Raw genomic sequence first — 17,566 nt, 5'->3', positions numbered from 1 at the left:
ATACGCCGCTGTGAGATTCAGGGGAGGAACGACACCGGGGGGAACTGGCGAACTGACACCGAAATGATACCGAAACACGACAATCTGATAGGGGGATAGTCTACCCTATCGCTGATACTTCGGGAGATTTTAAGCGGCTCTATGGCTGTAATTTTGCCGAAAATCGCCCCGAAACCATACACGAAAACGGGAGGAAGCGCAATATGCCGAGAATGAGCAAAAAGAGGAAGCATGAGCTTTCCTTTTACCTCAATGACCGGGGGCGTGTCACTTACAACGAATTATGCCGGAAATGCCAGCATGGGTGCAAGCAGAGCTTCCGGGCGGTTGTGATTGACTGCCCCCGTTATTTATCCAAACGAGCAAAGAAAAAGGAGGAACACACCGAATGAATTTTGAATTTATGACGATAGACACACCATTGCCGCCCTGTATGCCATTTCCCAGAGCGTTGACAGGATTTCCAGTCAGCAGCACCGCAAAGGTCATGTACTGCCGGATGCTGGACGCTATGCTATCCAAAGGGCAGGAAGACGAGAACGGAATCCTGTTTGTCTGCTTCCCTGTCACAGCCATTGCCGCAGTCCTGTCCCGCAGTCCCATGACGGTCAAGCGTTCTCTGAATGAACTGGAAACCGCCGGACTTATCATGCGGGTGCGTCAGGGCGTTGGAGAACCCAACAGAATTTATGTGCTGATACCGGGAAAGGAGGACGCTGCCCTTGCCTGATACCTTAAAGCTGGAAAAGCTAAACCGGGAGCTGGAGAAAAGCGAAAAGAAACTGCGGAAAGCCATCAATGATGAAAAGGCATTGCAGCACCAGTTAAAGCAGCTTACCCGAAAGGAACGGACGCACCGGCTCTGCACTCGTGGCGGTATGCTGGAAAGTTTTCTGCAAGAGCCGGAACGCCTGACAGATGATGATGTCATGCTGTTGTTGAAACTCATTTTTCACAGACAGGATACGCAGGAACTATTGAAAAAACTGCTGGAACGGGAGAAGCCGGAAACCCCTTAGTTTACTAAGGGCGCAATTATACACCACCCAAAGGTTGGTGCATTGCGTTCTCCGAAGGCTCCTCGCCGGAGGGCTGTGATTTTCCGCAGTCAAGGTCTGCTCCAAATCATACAGGGGACGCTACGCTTCCCCTGCGCTGGCTGCCGCCAGCTACCCTTTTGTGGACTTGCCATCTGGGGACACCTTGCGCTGTAAGCTGTTCCCAGCCGACAAGTTTCATAAAATATGCTATCTTTTCGATAATCGATGAAGTATAATAAAGTCAGAAATAAATCAGGAATTTGAGGTCAAGGCTTAAACGGGAGGTTTATATGAAAAAATACCAATGTCCTTGCTGCGGATATTTTACCTATAATGTTCCGGCAAATGAAGATTGTGGGTATATCTGTCCCGTTTGTTTTTGGGAGAATGACCCGTTCATTGCTTCTGATAACGAATCAAGCGACTCTAATCATGGAATAACACTAAAAGAAGCAAAATTAAATTTCTCAACATTCGGAGCTTGTGAAAAAGAAATGGTGTGTTATGTCCGACTACCAAGAGATGATGAAAAAGAAATTTCATAGTAGTGTGTAAAGGAGAATCAAATGAAGCGTAAAAAGTTTTTGTTAATTGCACTGATATGTTTAATCGGTATAGGTATTAGCTTTCTTTTGTTTTCTGCTCATAGACCATTCAAAGATTTAGAGGCAGCAGATATTACTTCGGCAAGTGTTCGGTTATCGCCACCTGATACAACAATTCAGATAGTAGAAACAGAGGAATTAGTATCATATCTCAATGAGGTAGTTATTTACAATAAGGACAACTCATATACAGAATATGCCGGACAAGCAGTTATTTTCACTCTGTCTTTGGCAGATGGTTCTCAAGTGGAGATTATAGCATACAATCCATTTATTATAATTGACGGTATTGGTTATAAATGCAAATATGAACCTTGTGAAGCTCTTAATCATTATGCTAATGAGCTAATGACAAGAGAACCATAATTTTTAAGTGTACCATCTCCCCATCGGGTCAACTTGTCCCGAACTTTTACAACTAAATATCCGCCGCCCTCACAGCGGCACACCGAGCAGGAAATCTGAAAAAGGTCTCCTGCTTTTTTTCTGCCAAAATGAGGTGGTAAAACGCCACCCCATCCACCAATTACCGAAAGGAGGGACACGAAATGCCCTGCCCACACAACGAAATCACGATTGTTCAGCGCAGCCAGCGACAGTCTGCGGTTGCCGCCGCTGCTTACCAAAGCGGCGAAAAGCTGTTCTGTGAATACGACCAGCAAGTGAAGCACTACCCGGAAAAGCGTGGTATTGTCCACAATGAAATTCTGCTCCCGGCAAACGCCCCACGGTCGTATGCAGACCGCAATACCTTATGGAACGCCGCCGAAGCGGTGGAAAAGCAATGGAACTCCCAGCTTGCAAGGCGGTGGGTGCTTACCATCCCAAGAGAGATACCACCCGACCAGTATGCTGTCCTTGTCCGGGAATTTTGTGAGCAGCAGTTTGTTTCCAAAGGCATGATTGCTGATTTTGCAATCCATGACCCCCATCCGCCGGGACACAATCCCCACGCCCATGTCATGCTCACTATGAGGGCAATGGACGAACATGGAAAATGGCTTCCCAAGAGCCGCAAGGTTTATGACCTTGACGAAAACGGGGAACGGATAAAACTTCCGTCCGGCAGATGGAAAAGCCACAAGGAGGATACGGTTGATTGGAACGACAGGAAGTATTGTGAAATCTGGCGGCATGAATGGGAGGTCATCCAGAACCGCTATCTGGAAGCCAATGACCGCCCGGAGCGTGTGGACTTGCGTTCCTATGCCAGACAGGGGCTTGATATAGTCCCCACTGTCCATGAGGGGGCTGCTGTCCGGCAGATGGAAAAGCGTGGTATCCAGACGAATATCGGCAACCTGAACCGGGAAATCAAAGCCGCCAACCGCCTGATGCAGTCCATTCGGCAGCTCATTCAAAACCTCAAAGGCTGGATTACCGAACTGGGAGAAAAACGGAAAGAGCTGCTTGCACAAAAAACGGCGGAGGAAGCGACACTTCTTCCCAATCTGCTGATGAAGTATATGGAGATACGAAAAGAAGAACGGAGGGACTGGACAAGGGCTGGACAGAACCGGGGGACTTCACAGGACTTAAAGGCAGTCAGCGAAGCCTTGTCCTATCTCCGGCAAAAGGGACTTTCCACTGTGGAGGACTTAGAAGCATTTCTGGAATCTTCTGGGAAATCAGCCGCAGATTACCGCAATCAAATGAAGCCAAAGGAAGCCCGAAGCAAAGTGATTGACGGGATTCTTGCCAGCCGGACAGACTGCAAAGAATGTAAGGCTGTCTATGAGAAGTACCAGAAGATATTTTTTAAGAAAACAAAGGAGAAATTCAAACAGGAATACCCGGAGGTTGCCCGGTATGAGAAAGCCGCTGACTACCTTGCCAAGCACCCGGACGATAAGGACAGTACCAAAAAGGAGCTGCAAGAGGAGCAGGAAACGCTTCTCAGCGAAATCGCAGAACTGAAAGTACCGCTGACCGAGGTACAGGAGGATTTGAAGAAGCTGCGGGACATCCGCTACTGGGTACGGAAAGCCACACCCGGCACAGAAGAAAGCAAAGAGCCGCCCAAGAAGCAGCCCATCAAAGAAGTCTTGCAGGATAAGACTGACGAGAAAAAAGCACAAAGAACCGCCCCGGCACAGACAAAACACAGACAACAGGATATGGAACTTTAACAGGCACTTGCCATTTTCAATCAGAGAATGTCAGGTGCTTTTCTTATGTTCAAGGAGGGATTGATTTGAATGTATTTGAAGTTGTGAAGCAGTCTGTCACAACAAGACAGGCAGCGGAGCATTATGGAATCCATGCAGGGCGGAACGGGATGGCTTGCTGCCCGTTCCATCACGATAAAACCCCAAGCATGAAGCTGGATCGGCGTTACCACTGCTTCGGCTGCGGTGCGGATGGGGATGTGATTGATTTTGCCGCCGCTCTGTATGGGCTGGGAAAGAAAGAAGCCGCCGTACAACTGGCACAGGACTTTGGAATTTCCTATGAGGACTGGAAACCGCCGGGAAAGGTAAAAAAGCCCAAGCCCCGGCAGAAATCCCCGGAGGAACAGTTTCAGGAAGCAAAGAACCGCTGCTTCCGTATCCTTGCCGATTATCTCCACCTGCTCCGGGCATGGAGAACGGAATATGCCCCGCACTCCCCAGAGGAAGCCTTTCATCCCCGGTTTGTGGAAGCCTTACAAAAGCAAGCCCATGTGGAATATCTGCTGGATGTGCTGCTGTTCGGGGAGACAGAGGAAAAAGCGGCTTTGATTGCGGACTACTGAAAGGATGTGATACAGCTTGAACAGCGAATGGCAGAGCTTGCAGCCGCAGACGCAGCAAGAACTAAAAAACACCATGAACGCCATGCAGCCGCCCCAGAGCATTGAGGAAATCAAGGCGGGGCTGGAAACCACCGAGAAAGGCGGTGTCCGCCAGAGCATACGGAACTGCCTGACCGTATTCCAGCGTGACCCTCTGCTTTCCGGGGCTATCGCATACAACATCCTGACCGACCGCAAGGACATCATAAAGCCCATCGGTTTTCACAGAGAAAGCACAGCCCTGAACGATACGGATATGAAGTATCTGCTTCTCTATCTGGAAGAAACCTATGGGCTTACCAATGAGAAAAAGATTGATAATGCCATCGGGATTGTGGCGAATGAAAACAAGTACCATCCCATCCGGGATTATTTAAGTTCCCTTGTGTGGGACGGGACAGAGCGAATCCGCTTCTGCCTGCGGCACTTTCTGGGGGCTGACGCAGACGATTACACCTATGAAGCATTGAAGCTGTTCCTGCTGGGTGCAATCTCACGAGCCTTTCAGCCGGGGTGCAAGTTTGAAATCATGCTTTGTCTGGTAGGCGGTCAGGGGGCTGGAAAGTCCACCTTCTTCCGTCTGCTGGCAGTCCGGGACGAGTGGTTCTCCGATGATTTGCGGAAGCTGGACGATGACAATGTGTACCGTAAGCTGCAAGGTCACTGGATTATCGAAATGTCGGAAATGATGGCAACCGCAAACGCCAAGAGCATTGAGGAAATCAAGTCATTTTTAAGCCGGCAGAAAGAGGTTTACAAGATACCCTATGAAACCCACCCGGCAGACCGCCCCCGTCAGTGCGTGTTTGGCGGCACTTCCAATGCCCTTGACTTCCTGCCCCTTGACCGTTCCGGCAACCGCCGCTTTATCCCCGTCATGGTGTACCCGGAGCAAGCCGAGGTTCACATTTTAGAGGACGAAGCTGCTTCCAGAGCCTATATCGAGCAGATGTGGGCGGAAGCGATGGAGATTTACCGAAGCGGCAGGTTCAAGCTGGCTTTCAGCCCCGCCATGCAGCGGTATCTCAAAGAACACCAGAGGGATTTTATGCCGGAGGACACCAAAGCCGGGATGATACAGGCGTATCTTGATAAGTACACCGGGAGCATGGTCTGCTCCAAGCAGCTCTACAAGGAAGCCTTGAACCATGTCTTTGACGAGCCGAAGCAATGGGAAATCCGGGAAATCAACGAGATTATGAACCAGTGCATTTCCGGCTGGCGGTACTTCCCAAACCCAAGAATGTTTTCCGAATATGGCAGACAAAAGGGCTGGGAGCGTGAAAACCCGGCAACGGACTCCGGCAACCCGTCTGAAAAAACGATGGACGGTTTTGTGGAGGTCACAGAACAGATGGAGCTTCCATTCTGAAAATGACAGCCCGTTGCATCCCCTGTTGCTATCCCGTTGCCGAGCCGGTTGCCGGGGAAAACCCCATAACTGCGGGCTTTTCTCCCTTATAACAACCAAAACAACAGAAAAATAAAAGAAAAGTATAAATAGTAACCATCGCCAGATTGAGATTGTTTGCAAGGTCTTTTGAAGCCCGTTGCCGGACTTCGTTGCCGACACCCTCTGTCTGGCTATTTTCATGTATGGAGGATAACTGCCTATGGCAAAAAACAAAACAGAGATTCATGTTACAACGGTATTTGACGGGGAACTGGACGCAACCGATGTGTTCGTCAGCCTGATTTCCCAGAAATACGGTAAGACAAATACGAAAGAATATCTTGCTAAAAGGAAAGATATGAGCTATAATGAAGATGAGGTTCAAAAGAGCCAGATACCGTCTGGATTGTGTGGGTAAATGGCTATGATGAACGAAATGGAATACAGAACAATCGGTTCGGCACTTGCCGGAGGGTATCGTGCAGCGGTCTATTGCAGGCTGTCAAAGGACGATGACCTGCAAGGCGAAAGTGCCAGTATCGCAAACCAGCGTGATATGCTGGAAAAATACTGCGAAAAGCAGGGATGGGAGGTTGTGGCAGTCTATCAGGACGATGGCTTCACAGGTCTTAATATGGAGCGTCCTGATTTACAGAGAATGTTGAGAGCCATTGAGCGCAGGCAAATCAACCTTGTCATCACGAAAGACCTCAGCCGACTGGGGCGTAACTATCTGCAAACCGGGCATTTGATTGAGGACTTTTTCCCAAGAAACGGTGTCCGCTATATCGCCATGAATGACGGTATCGACACCCTGCGGGATAACAACGACATCGCCCCGTTCAAGAATATCCTGAACGAGATGTACAGCAAGGATATTTCCAAGAAAGTCCATTCCTCTTATCTTCTGAAAGCGCAGAAAGGACAGTTTACCGGGTGTCTTGCCCCGTTTGGGTATCGGAAAGACCCGGAGGACAAAAACCATCTGCTCATTGACGAGGAAACCGCCCCGATTGTGCGGCTGATTTTCGGATATGCCCTGAACGGTCATGGTCCGAACTATATCCGCAGACGGCTGGAGGAAGAAAAAATTCCCTGCCCCACATGGTGGAACCGGGAACGGGGGCTTCGCAATACCCGCACCAAATGGGAAAAGAAAGACCCGGAAAACGGGCGGTATATGTGGGACTTCTCCGTTATCAAAGACCTTTTGATGAATCCCGTCTACACCGGGGCGATTGCTTCCCAGAAAAAGGACTACCGTTTCAAAATCGGCACGATTGGGGAAAAGAAGCCGGAGGACTGGATTGTGGTGGAGGGACAGCATGAACCGCTGATTGACCGCATGAGCTTTGACATTGTGCAGAACAAGCTGAAATCCCGCCAGCGTCCGGGGCAGACCAATGAAATCAGCCTGTTTGCCGGACTGATAAAATGCGGTGAGTGTGGGAAGTCACTGACGGTACGCTACACAAACGCAAAACATCCCCAGCAGATTTACTCCTGCAAAACCTACAATGCCTTTGGAAAGAACCACTGCACCCAGCACCGGATTGATTATGACACCCTTTACAGCCATGTGCTGCGGAAAATCCGGGAATGTGCCAGAGCCGCCCTGATGGACGGGGAAGCGGTTGCCGACCGCTTGACCAATACCTGTGAAGCCGAGCAGCGGGAACAGCGGGAAGCAATGGAACGCTCCCTCACAAGGGACGAGGAACGGATTGAGGTTCTGGACAAAATGGTCATGCGGCTTTATGAGGATATGATTGCAGGGCGTATCAGTGAACAGAATTTCAACACCATGCTGGAAAAGACACAGACCGAGCAAGCGGAGCTTAAAGCAAAAGTGTCCGAGGGCAGAAAGCGGCTGTCCGATGAAGTCCAGCTTGCCAATGACGCAAAACAATGGGTGGAAGCCATTCAGGAATACGCCAATATCACAGAGCTGGACGCAGCCACCCTCAACCGCTTAATCAAAGAAATCGTCGTGCATGAGCGCATTGACGAAGATAAAACAAGACACATTTCTATCGAAATTCATTTTAATCTCAAACCCATCCCAGAGGTGGAACAGGTCACTGCCTGACCTGTCCCGCCGGGACGGTTCTCTTAAAAACACCATATAGATTTTTGTACGCCGCCGCCCGCCATCGAGCAGAGTTTTACACCTAATTGGGGATAAAACAGCTCATGGCTGGCGCTGGTGTAGCCGTTGTTGGTATGGTTCTTGTACCTCTGCTCTCCGGGCTGTTCTCTGTCTAAGCGTTCCTGCATGAAATCCTTGCCGCTCCCGCAGCTCTGCGGGGGCGGCGGAAAGGAGGTTGACACCGTATGGATTTCTTACTTGAAGCCCTGACAAATTGGCTGAAAGAAATGCTGGTGGGCGGTATTATGAGCAACCTTTCGGGGATGTTTGACAGCGTAAACCAACAGGTCGCGGATATATCCGTACAGGTAGGACAGACCCCACAGGGATGGAATGGCAGTATTTTCAATATGATTGAGAATCTGTCAAACTCCATCATGGTGCCGATTGCAGGTGTGATCCTGGCTATCGTGATGACCGTAGACCTGATCCAGATGATTGCAGACAAGAACAACCTGCATGATGTGGATACCTGGATGATTTTCAAGTGGGTGTTCAAATCAGCTGCCGCCATCCTCATTGTCACAAACACATGGAATATCGTGATGGGTGTCTTTGATATGGCGCAGAGCGTGGTGGCGCAGGCGGCAGGGATTATCAATTCGGATGCGTCCATTGACATTTCCTCAGTTATGACCGATCTGGAACCGAGGCTGATGGAAATGGATTTGGGACCGCTGTTCGGACTGTGGTTCCAATCCCTCTTTATTGGCATTACCATGTGGGCGTTGTATATCTGTATCTTTATCGTTATTTATGGCCGTATGATCGAGATCTACCTTGTAACTTCGGTGGCTCCCGTTCCAATGGCTGCAATGATGGGCAAGGAATGGGGCGGTATGGGACAGAATTACCTCCGATCTCTGCTGGCACTGGGCTTTCAGGCGTTTCTCATTATCGTCTGCGTGGCAATTTATGCTGTGCTGGTGCAGAACATCGCTCTGGAAGATGACATCATCATGGCAATCTGGAGCTGCGTGGGCTACACCGTACTGCTATGTTTTACGCTGTTCAAAACCGGCAGTCTCGCCAAATCAGTCTTTCAGGCACACTAAAACGGAAGGAGGTTTCCACATTGGCTTATGTACCCGTACCCAAGGACTTAACAAAAGTCAAAACAAAGGTCATGTTCAATCTGACCAAGCGGCAGCTTATCTGCTTCACGGGCGGAGCGCTTATTGGCGTACCGCTTTTCTTTTTGCTCAGAAAACCTACCGGAAACAGTGTAGCGGCTATGTGTATGATGCTGGTTATGCTGCCCTTCTTTATGCTGGCTATGTACGAAAAGCATGGACAGCCCCTGGAAAAGATCGTGGGCAACATTCTCAAAGTAGCTGTGATCCGTCCAAAGCAGCGACCTTACCAGACCAACAACTTTTATGCCGTATTAAAGCGGCAGGAAATGCTCGATAAGGAGGTGTATGACATTGTTCACCGCAATAAAAAAATGGCTGCATCGGATGTTCGGAAAAACCGGGGAAAAAACTGTGCAGCCGGTAAAGACAAAGAAAAAACTGTCCCGTGCCGATAAGAAGCAGATCGAAGCGGCCATTGCCCGCGCTAACCGCACGGACAAAAAAGGAAAATCTGCGCAGGACAGTATCCCTTATGAACGGATGTGGCCGGACGGAATCTGCCGCGTATCGGACAGCCACTACACAAAGACCATTCAGTTTCAGGACATCAACTATCAGCTTTCCCAAAACGAAGATAAGACGGCAATCTTTGAGGGTTGGTGTGATTTCCTCAATTATTTTGACAGCTCGATTCATTTTCAGCTGTCTTTTTTGAACCTTGCGGCATCGGAGGAGACCTTTGCTAACTCCATTTCCATCCCGCCCCAGAGGGACGCCTTTGACAGTATCCGCGAGGAATACACCACAATGCTGCAAAATCAGCTGGCCAGAGGTAACAACGGTCTCATCAAGACCAAATACCTGACCTTTGGTATCGACGCGGACAGCATCAAAGCCGCCAAGCCCCGTCTGGAGCGTATTGAGACCGATATACTTAATAACTTCAAGCGTCTTGGTGTAGCTGCCAGAACGCTGGACGGTAAAGAAAGGCTTTTTCAGCTTCATGCGGTATTCCACATGGATGAACAACTCCCGTTTCAGTTTGAATGGGACTGGCTGGCTCCTTCCGGTCTGTCCACAAAGGATTTTATTGCACCAAGCTCCTTTGAGTTCCGCACCGGCAAGCAGTTCCGTATGGGTAAGAAATACGGGACTGTTTCTTTTTTGCAGATTCTCGCACCGGAACTGAATGACCGTTTGCTGGCTGATTTTCTGGATATGGAAAGCTCGCTCATTGTGAGTATGCACATTCAGTCGGTGGATCAGGTGAAAGCCATCAAAACGGTAAAGCGGAAGATTACCGACCTGGACCGCAGCAAGATCGAGGAACAGAAAAAAGCAGTCCGTGCCGGATACGACATGGACATCATTCCATCTGACCTTGCTACCTACGGCAGTGAAGCGAAAAAACTCTTGCAGGATTTGCAGAGCCGCAACGAGAGAATGTTCCTTTTGACCTTTCTGGTGCTGAACACAGCGGACAATCCCCGTCAGCTTGGCAACAACATCTTTCAGGCAGGCTCTATTGCCCAGAAGTATAACTGTCAGCTGACCAGACTGGACTTCCAACAGGAAGAAGGGCTGATGAGCTGTCTGCCTCTGGGTCTCAATCAGATTGAGATTCAGCGAGGACTGACCACCAGTTCCACAGCTATCTTTGTGCCCTTCACTACGCAGGAACTGTTCCAGAACGGGAAAGAAGCTCTGTACTACGGCATCAATGCTCTGTCCAACAACCTCATCATGGTGGACAGAAAGCTGCTGAAAAACCCCAACGGCCTGATTCTGGGTACGCCGGGTTCCGGTAAGTCCTTCAGCGCAAAACGAGAAATTGCCAACTGCTTTTTGCTTACCAGTGATGATGTCATTATCTGTGACCCGGAAGCGGAGTACGCACCTCTTGTTGAGCGTCTGCATGGGCAGGTCATCAAGATCTCACCTACTTCAACCAACTATATCAATCCGATGGATCTGAATCTGGACTATTCGGATGATGAAAGCCCGCTGTCACTCAAGTCTGACTTTATCCTCAGCTTGTGTGAGCTGATCGTGGGCGGTAAGGAGGGCTTGCAGCCGGTGCAGAAAACCATTATTGACCGTTGTGTGCGCCTGGTCTATCAGACCTATCTCAATGACCCGCGCCCGGAGAATATGCCGATTTTGGAGGACCTTTATAACCTGTTGCGGGAGCAGGAAGAAAAAGAAGCTCAGTACATTGCAACGGCATTGGAAATCTATGTAACGGGTTCGTTGAATGTGTTCAATCATCAGAGCAATGTGGATATTGATAACCGGATTGTCTGCTATGACATCAAGGAACTGGGCAAGCAGCTTAAAAAAATCGGTATGCTGGTAGTTCAGGATCAGGTGTGGAACCGTGTCACCATCAACCGTGCCGCTCACAAGTCTACCCGCTACTACATCGACGAGATGCACTTGCTTTTGAAGGAGGAACAGACCGCTGCTTATACGGTAGAAATTTGGAAGCGATTCAGAAAATGGGGCGGCATCCCCACCGGAATCACGCAGAACGTCAAAGATCTACTTTCCAGCCGCGAGGTGGAAAATATCTTTGAAAATTCCGACTTCGTGTATATGCTCAACCAGGCAGGGGAGACCGTCAGATCCTCGCCAAGCAGCTGGGTATTTCCACACACCAATTATCTTATGTGACCCACTCCGGTGAGGGCGAGGGCCTGCTGTTTTATGGCTCTACAATTCTGCCTTTCGTGGATCACTTCCCGAAGAATACCGAGCTTTACCGCATTATGACCACCAAACCTCAAGAATTGAAAAAGGAGGATGAATGATTATGAATCTCAACATTTTGAATAAAAACCCGCTGATGTTTTTTGACAGGGCGGTAAATGCCCAGCGCAGCCAGCTGCTTACGGTCATGGCTGAAGCAGTCAGCGAGTGCCGCACAGCGGCAGACCAGGCAGCCGAACTGAATGAGACCGGTCAGGTGGGGCTGCTCCGTTTGGCAGAGGTGTGGAGCACCATCCGTGCCAAAGAAGGTATGGGGGGTCTGGTTCTGGAAGGAACCGAAGCGAAGATCCTGTCCGATGTGGTGGCACAGTTTTATGCCTACCTGTCCGGCTGTATGTTCAACGATCCGGTGGGAATGGCCATTTATGCAGAGCTGCACTACATGATGTCCTCCCTCATGCTGGGAGAATGGTTTGAATAAGGAACCGCGCCTGCGCTTTACTGATGAGGAACGGTCTGACCCTGCACTGGAAAAGCCGATCCGTAAAGCGGAGAAAGCTGCGGCCAGAGCAGATAAGGCGCAGGCCAATATCCCAAAGAAAAAGGTCAGGCAGACGGTCATTGACCCGGATACCGGAAAAAAGACCTCGAAGCTGACCTTTGAGGACAAGAAAAAGCCACCTTCCAAAGTTTCTCAAGGAGTCAGGCAAGCTCCCGCCCATCTGGTCGTGGGCAAGCTCCACAAAGAGATCCGGGAAACAGAGCAGGACAATGTGGGCGTGGAAAGCGCCCACAAGTCCGAGGAAGCGGTGGAGACCGGCGCTTATCTGGTGCGGGAGGGCTATCGCAGCCACAAGCTGAAGCCGTACCGCAAAGCAGCACAGGCAGAGCGCCAACTGGAAAAGGCAAATGTAAATGTTCTGTACCAGAAATCTTTGCAGGAAAATCCCCAGTTTGCCAGCAATCCGCTTTCCCGCTGGCAGCAAAAGCAGGCCATCAAAAAGCAGTATGCCGCCGCCAAACACGCCGGTCAGACTGCCGGAAATACCGCCCAGGCTGCATCCAAAACCGGAAAAGCCGCAAGGACGGTAAAAGAAAAGGTACAGCAGGCAGGGGCATTCGTCATGCGCCACAAGAAGGGTTTCCTGATGGCAGGGGTTTTGTTCCTCATTACCTGTATGCTGATGAATACCATGTCCTCCTGCTCCATGATGGCGCAGAGCATCGGTTCCGTTCTCTCCGGCACCACCTATCCGTCGGATGACCCGGAAATGCTGGCGGTGGAGGCAGATTATGCAGCCAGAGAAGCCCAGTTGCAGGAGGAAATCGACAACATTGAAAGCAGCCACCCAGGGTATGACGAGTATCGCTATGACCTTGGTATGATCGGCCATGACCCTCATGAGCTGGCAGCATTTCTGTCTGCCGTCTTGCAAGGTTACACCCAACAGAGCGCTCAGGCAGAGCTGGCGCGTGTGTTTGCAGCACAGTATCAGCTGACGCTTACTGAGGAAGTGGAGATTCGCTACCGCACGGAGACCTCCACCGACCCGGAGACCGGCGAGACCACCTCAGAAGAAGTCCCCTATGAGTATTACATTTTGAATGTGAAACTCACCAGCAAGCCCATTTCCGCTGTGGCGTCGGAGTTACTGACCCCGGAGCAGATGGAAATGTATCAGGTTTACCGGCAGACCATGGGCAATAAGCCGCTGTTGTTTGGCGGTGGTTCCCCTGACATGAGCAATTCCGAGGACTTGACCGGTGTACAGTTTGTAAATGGAACCCGTCCCGGAAATCCGCAGTTGGTGGAGTTGGCCAAGCGTCAGGTCGGCAATGTGGGCGGCTATCCTTATTGGAGCTGGTATGGCTTTGACAGCCGCGTGGAGTGGTGCGCCTGCTTTGTATCCTGGTGTTATAACCAGGCTGGAAAAAGTGAGCCGCGCTTTGCAGGCTGCGAGTGGCAGGGCGTTCCGTGGTTCCAGTCTCATGGACAATGGGGTGCAAGAGGCTATAACAATCTGGCTCCCGGAGATGCAATTTTCTTTGATTGGGATTTGGATGGGACAGCAGACCATGTGGGTATCGTGATCGGTACGGATGGCAGCCGTGTTTATACCGTGGAGGGAAATTCCGGCGATGCCTGCAAGATCAAAAGTTATGACCTGAATTATCAAAGCATTAAAGGCTATGGTCTGATGAACTGGTAACAGACTTTGTGGAAAGGAGTGAACGGTTATGGCAAAAAACAAAATTGAACGTATCGACCAGGAAATTGAGAAAACCCGTGAGAAGATTGCGGAATATCAGGAAAAGCTCAAGACCTTGGAAGCACAGAAAACGGAGGCAGAGAATCTGGAAATCGTTCAGATGGTTCGTGCGTTACGCATGACTCCAGCACAGCTGAACGCTATGCTTTCCGGTGGAATGAACCATGGCAGAGATACGGCACTGCCGGAATCAAATAATCAGGAGGCTACCGCTTATGAAGAATAAAAGAATTTGCAAAACACTTTCCGCCCTTTGCCTGACAATGGTTGTGGCATTTGGCTTTACGATCCCTGCTTTCGCACAGGGGTCAGAACAGGCTCCGGCGGCACCGGCAGAGGATTCTACCAATGACAGCAATGTGATTGTGGAAGAAGCAGAACCGGCACCGGCACTTACACCAGATGGCAATGCCGCTCTGGTGGATGATTTTGGTGGCAATAAGCAGCTCATTACCGTTACCACCAAGGCTGGCAACTATTTTTACATTTTGATCGACAGGGCTAATGAGGATAAAAAGACTGCTGTTCACTTTCTGAACCAGGTGGATGAAGCAGATTTGATGGCACTGATGGAAGATGAAAATGTCAAAGAGGAGCCGGCTGCTGTGTGTAGCTGTTCAACAAAATGTGAAGCAGGGGCAGTCAATACGGCCTGCCCGGTCTGCGCAACTGATAAGAGTAAATGTACGGGCAAAGCACCGGAACCTCCGGCAGAAACATCGGAGCCGGAAAAAGAGAAGCCTGCCGGATTGAACCCGGCTGCGATAGTCCTTTTGCTGGCTCTGCTGGGAGGCGGTGGCGTATTTGCCTACTTGAAGCTCGTTAAGAACAAGCCTAAGACCAAGGGCAATGACAGTCTGGACGATTATGATTATGGCGAGGAAGATTCCGAGGAATGGGAAACCGAGGATGAGGAGTCGGAGGAACCGGATGCTGACGGGGGCAGCACAGAAGATGATGATGAGGACAGTGTGAAATGACCCGTTTCACAGACAGTCCCTATGAACGCATGATGACACGCAGGCCGGAGGGCGGGAAGGAAACTTCCCGTCCTCCTTCTTTGCCCCACAGCCACCCCTGCTATGGTTGCGGGAATTATGGAAGACCCTGCGTAGGTATCTGTCACCGGGAAATGTCCCGATGGCTCAAAGAGAGGAGGAACCATCATGGCTCAACATAAATTGGTAATTGCCGAAAAACCATCAGTTGCCCAGAGTTTGGCGGCGGTGATCGGCGCAACCGTCCGTAAGGACGGGTATCTGGAGGGCAACGGTTGGCGTGTCAGCTGGTGCGTGGGTCATCTGGCCGGTCTTGCAGATGCAGACAGCTATGACCCCAAGTATGCCAAGTGGCGATATGATGACCTGCCTATCCTGCCGGAACATTGGCAGATGGTAGTGGGAAAGGATAAGAAAAAGCAGTTTGATATTCTGAAAAAGCTGATGAACGCCCCGGATGTGACGGAGGTGGTAAATGCCTGCGATGCCGGACGCGAGGGTGAGTTGATCTTCCGCAGCGTCTATGAGCTGGCAGACTGTCAGAAGCCTATGAAAAGGCTCTGGATTTCTTCGATGGAGGACTCTGCCATAAGGGAAGGCTTTGCAAACCTGCGCCCCGGTGCGGATTATGACGGACTTCGGGATGCTGCCCTCTGCCGTGCCAAGGCCGACTGGCTGGTGGGGATCAATGCGACAAGGCTTTTTTCCGTGCTGTATCACCGAACCCTCAACATCGGGCGCGTGATGTCCCCGACGCTGGCGCTTATTGTTCAGCGAGAAGCTGAGATCGACACCTTTAAGCCGGTTCCCTTTTATACCGTGGCGCTTGAGCTGCCCGGTCTTACCATATCCGGGGATCGCATGGCGGATAAGGCCGCTGCTGAGCAGCTGAAAGAAACCTGTCAGGGTGCAAATGTCACAATCAAAAAGGTGGAGTGCAAGGAAAAGTCTGAAAAGCCGCCTGCCCTCTATGACCTGACTACTCTGCAAAGAGATGCCAACCGCTTGCTTGGATTTACAGCCCAGCAGACCCTGGACTATCTGCAAAGTCTGTATGAAAAGAAGCTTTGCACCTATCCCCGTACTGACAGCCGCTATCTGACCGGTGATATGGCAGACAGCCTGCCGGTGCTGGTCAATCTGGTTGCCAACGCTATGCCGTTTCGCAAAGGGATCGCCATTACCTGTGATCCGCAGACGGTCATCAACGATAAGAAAGTAACTGACCACCACGCAGTAATCCCTACCAGAAATCTCAAGGATGCAGACCTTTCTGCCCTTCCTGCGGGAGAAAAAGCGGTGCTGGAGCTGGTGGCCCTGCGTCTGCTGTGCGCCGTAGCCCAGCCCCATATCTATTCGGAAACTGTTGTGATTGCAGCGTGTGCCGGTGGAGAGTTTACCGCCAAAGGAAAAACGGTGAAGCACCCCGGATGGAAAGCACTGGAGGACGCTTACCGTGCCAAAATGAAGGATGCAGAGCCGAAAAAAGAAGGCGCAGAGAAAGCTCTGCCGGAGCTGACCGAAGGACAGACCCTTTCGATTTCTGCGGCAATCGTCAAAGAAGGTAAAAGCAGTCCACCTCAGCACTTTACGGAGGATACCTTGTTGTCCGCAATGGAGACTGCCGGAAAAGAGAATATGCCGGAGGACGCCGAGCGAAAAGGTCTGGGGACACCGGCCACCCGTGCCGGTATTTTGGAAAAGCTGGTATCTGCCGGTTTTCTGGAACGAAAAAAGAGCAGGAAAACGGTGCAGCTTCTCCCTTCCCACGATGCAGTATCCCTTATCACGGTCCTGCCGGAACAACTGCAATCGCCGCTTCTGACTGCCGAGTGGGAGTACCGCCTGGGCAAGATCGAGCGCGGGCAGCTTGCACCAGAGGAGTTTCTGGACGGGATCAGCACCATGCTGAAAGATCTGGTGGGAACTTATCAGGTCATCAAGGGAACCGAGTACCTGTTCACTCCGCCCCGTGAGGTAGTGGGCAAATGCCCTCGCTGCGGCGGTGAAGTTGCAGAACTGCAAAAAGGCTTCTTCTGTCAGAATGATTCTTGTAAATTTGCAATCTGGAAAAACAACAAATGGTGGGCTGCCAAGAAAAAACAGCCGACCAAGGCTGTGGTGTCTGCGCTGCTGAACGATGGCCGTGTCCGTGTGACGGGGTTATATTCGGAGAAAACCGGCAAGACCTACGATGCCACTGTGGTTTTGGAGGACGATGGACAGTATGCCAACTTCAAGCTGGAATTTGACCAGTGGAAAGGAGGCAGCCGATGAAGCTCTCTTTAGTGGAACGGGAAACCATTCTCCTCTATAACCAGGCAGAACCAATGGCTGAGGTCTATACCCACGATCCCCGTCTGATGGAGAAGCTGGAACTGCTGGCAAAAAAGCACCCCGACCAGATCACCCGAAAGGACGCCCATAACTTTACCGTCCCCAAGCGGTGTGTATCAGTCCGGGAGCCATACAGCGCCGAGCGCCGCAAAGCTGCCAGTGAGCGAGCAAAAGCCGCCGGATACCAGCCCCCTGTGAAAAAGTCCGGCAGTTAAA

18 protein-coding genes and 2 pseudogenes are annotated in these 17,566 nt (G+C 50.7%); 19 read left to right on the top strand and 1 reads right to left on the bottom strand.

The genetic code is table 11. The features are described from left to right. The first annotated feature begins 203 nt into the window (after positions 1 to 203). The 10 genes and pseudogenes from EUBDOL_RS11155 to EUBDOL_RS02135 all read left to right on the top strand — a co-directional run bounded on the left by EUBDOL_RS11155 (position 204) and on the right by EUBDOL_RS02135 (position 7,900). Positions 204 to 392, top strand: a complete 189-nt coding sequence (locus EUBDOL_RS11155; RefSeq protein ID WP_002304353.1) for a hypothetical protein — start codon at positions 204 to 206, stop codon at positions 390 to 392. Next, entirely contained in the window at positions 389 to 730 is a 342-nt protein-coding gene (locus tag EUBDOL_RS02175) for a DeoR family transcriptional regulator (protein ID WP_003020305.1), read from the top strand. Before EUBDOL_RS11155 ends, EUBDOL_RS02175 begins: the two co-directional genes overlap by 4 nt. After that, positions 723 to 1,019: a DUF3847 domain-containing protein gene (locus EUBDOL_RS02170; RefSeq protein WP_004798081.1), complete on the top strand. Its 297-nt coding sequence runs from the start codon at positions 723 to 725 to the stop codon at positions 1,017 to 1,019. Before EUBDOL_RS02175 ends, EUBDOL_RS02170 begins: the two co-directional genes overlap by 8 nt. Positions 1,020 to 1,330: 311 nt before the next feature. Beyond that, positions 1,331 to 1,585, top strand: a complete 255-nt coding sequence (locus tag EUBDOL_RS02165; protein WP_004798080.1) for a CPCC family cysteine-rich protein — start codon at positions 1,331 to 1,333, stop codon at positions 1,583 to 1,585. Positions 1,586 to 1,606: 21 nt separating this feature from the next. Beyond that, positions 1,607 to 2,011 carry a hypothetical protein gene (locus EUBDOL_RS02160; protein ID WP_004798079.1) on the top strand — a complete coding sequence of 135 codons (405 nt, stop codon included), beginning with the start codon at positions 1,607 to 1,609 and terminating at the stop codon, positions 2,009 to 2,011. Positions 2,012 to 2,193: 182 nt separating this feature from the next. After that, the gene (gene mobQ / locus EUBDOL_RS02155; protein WP_004798078.1) at positions 2,194 to 3,774 is read left to right on the top strand and encodes a MobQ family relaxase; all 1,581 of its coding nucleotides are present in this window, start codon (positions 2,194 to 2,196) and stop codon (positions 3,772 to 3,774) included. 65 nt (positions 3,775 to 3,839) lie between these two features. Next, positions 3,840 to 4,484 (top strand): annotated as a pseudogene (locus tag EUBDOL_RS02150) (CHC2 zinc finger domain-containing protein). Then, on the top strand, positions 4,396 to 5,790 hold the full coding sequence (locus EUBDOL_RS02145; RefSeq protein WP_004798076.1) for a virulence-associated E family protein: 1,395 nt from the start codon (positions 4,396 to 4,398) through the stop codon (positions 5,788 to 5,790). Before EUBDOL_RS02150 ends, EUBDOL_RS02145 begins: the two are co-directional and overlap by 89 nt. Before the next feature lie 241 nt (positions 5,791 to 6,031). Further along, on the top strand, positions 6,032 to 6,229 hold the full coding sequence (locus EUBDOL_RS02140) for a hypothetical protein (protein WP_003020324.1): 198 nt from the start codon (positions 6,032 to 6,034) through the stop codon (positions 6,227 to 6,229). Further along, positions 6,230 to 7,900 carry a recombinase family protein gene (locus EUBDOL_RS02135; protein WP_004798072.1) on the top strand — a complete coding sequence of 557 codons (1,671 nt, stop codon included), beginning with the start codon at positions 6,230 to 6,232 and terminating at the stop codon, positions 7,898 to 7,900. Between the two features lie 23 nt (positions 7,901 to 7,923). On the opposite strand, the gene EUBDOL_RS11980 is transcribed toward EUBDOL_RS02135, so the two are convergent. Then, positions 7,924 to 8,088, bottom strand: coding sequence for a hypothetical protein (locus EUBDOL_RS11980; protein WP_004798071.1), 165 nt, complete (start codon positions 8,086 to 8,088; stop codon positions 7,924 to 7,926). 57 nt (positions 8,089 to 8,145) lie between these two features. On the opposite strand from EUBDOL_RS11980, the gene EUBDOL_RS02130 reads away from it, so the two are divergent. The 9 genes and pseudogenes from EUBDOL_RS02130 to EUBDOL_RS02090 all read left to right on the top strand — a co-directional run bounded on the left by EUBDOL_RS02130 (position 8,146) and on the right by EUBDOL_RS02090 (position 17,565). Beyond that, a complete protein-coding gene (locus tag EUBDOL_RS02130; RefSeq protein ID WP_002576236.1) occupies positions 8,146 to 9,015 on the top strand; it encodes a VirB6/TrbL-like conjugal transfer protein, CD1112 family in 870 nt (289 codons plus the stop codon). 20 nt (positions 9,016 to 9,035) lie between these two features. Further along, positions 9,036 to 9,491, top strand: a complete 456-nt coding sequence (locus tag EUBDOL_RS02125) for a PrgI family protein (RefSeq protein ID WP_004798062.1) — start codon at positions 9,036 to 9,038, stop codon at positions 9,489 to 9,491. Next, positions 9,448 to 11,846 (top strand): annotated as a pseudogene (locus EUBDOL_RS02120) (VirB4-like conjugal transfer ATPase, CD1110 family). The gene EUBDOL_RS02125 and the pseudogene EUBDOL_RS02120 overlap by 44 nt, the downstream one beginning before the upstream one ends. After that, on the top strand, positions 11,846 to 12,226 hold the full coding sequence (locus EUBDOL_RS02115) for a DUF3851 domain-containing protein (protein ID WP_425321176.1): 381 nt from the start codon (positions 11,846 to 11,848) through the stop codon (positions 12,224 to 12,226). Before EUBDOL_RS02120 ends, EUBDOL_RS02115 begins: the two are co-directional and overlap by 1 nt. Beyond that, positions 12,219 to 13,955 carry a C40 family peptidase gene (locus EUBDOL_RS02110; RefSeq protein WP_004798055.1) on the top strand — a complete coding sequence of 579 codons (1,737 nt, stop codon included), beginning with the start codon at positions 12,219 to 12,221 and terminating at the stop codon, positions 13,953 to 13,955. Before EUBDOL_RS02115 ends, EUBDOL_RS02110 begins: the two co-directional genes overlap by 8 nt. Before the next feature lie 28 nt (positions 13,956 to 13,983). Further along, entirely contained in the window at positions 13,984 to 14,241 is a 258-nt protein-coding gene (locus EUBDOL_RS02105) for a DUF4315 family protein (protein WP_004798053.1), read from the top strand. Further along, positions 14,231 to 14,995 carry a DUF4366 domain-containing protein gene (locus EUBDOL_RS02100; RefSeq protein WP_004798051.1) on the top strand — a complete coding sequence of 255 codons (765 nt, stop codon included), beginning with the start codon at positions 14,231 to 14,233 and terminating at the stop codon, positions 14,993 to 14,995. The genes EUBDOL_RS02105 and EUBDOL_RS02100 overlap by 11 nt, the downstream gene beginning before the upstream one ends. A gap of 186 nt (positions 14,996 to 15,181) precedes the next feature. Beyond that, the gene (locus tag EUBDOL_RS02095; RefSeq protein WP_004798049.1) at positions 15,182 to 17,290 is read left to right on the top strand and encodes a type IA DNA topoisomerase; all 2,109 of its coding nucleotides are present in this window, start codon (positions 15,182 to 15,184) and stop codon (positions 17,288 to 17,290) included. Then, a complete protein-coding gene (locus tag EUBDOL_RS02090; protein ID WP_004798047.1) occupies positions 17,287 to 17,565 on the top strand; it encodes a hypothetical protein in 279 nt (92 codons plus the stop codon). Before EUBDOL_RS02095 ends, EUBDOL_RS02090 begins: the two co-directional genes overlap by 4 nt. Position 17,566 lies beyond the last annotated feature (1 nt).

It is taken from the genome of Amedibacillus dolichus DSM 3991 (assembly GCF_000154285.1).
In the GTDB taxonomy this organism is placed as follows: Bacteria; Bacillota_I; Bacilli_A; order Erysipelotrichales; family Erysipelotrichaceae; genus Amedibacillus; species Amedibacillus dolichus.
This window is presented reverse-complemented; position numbering and strand designations above follow the sequence as displayed.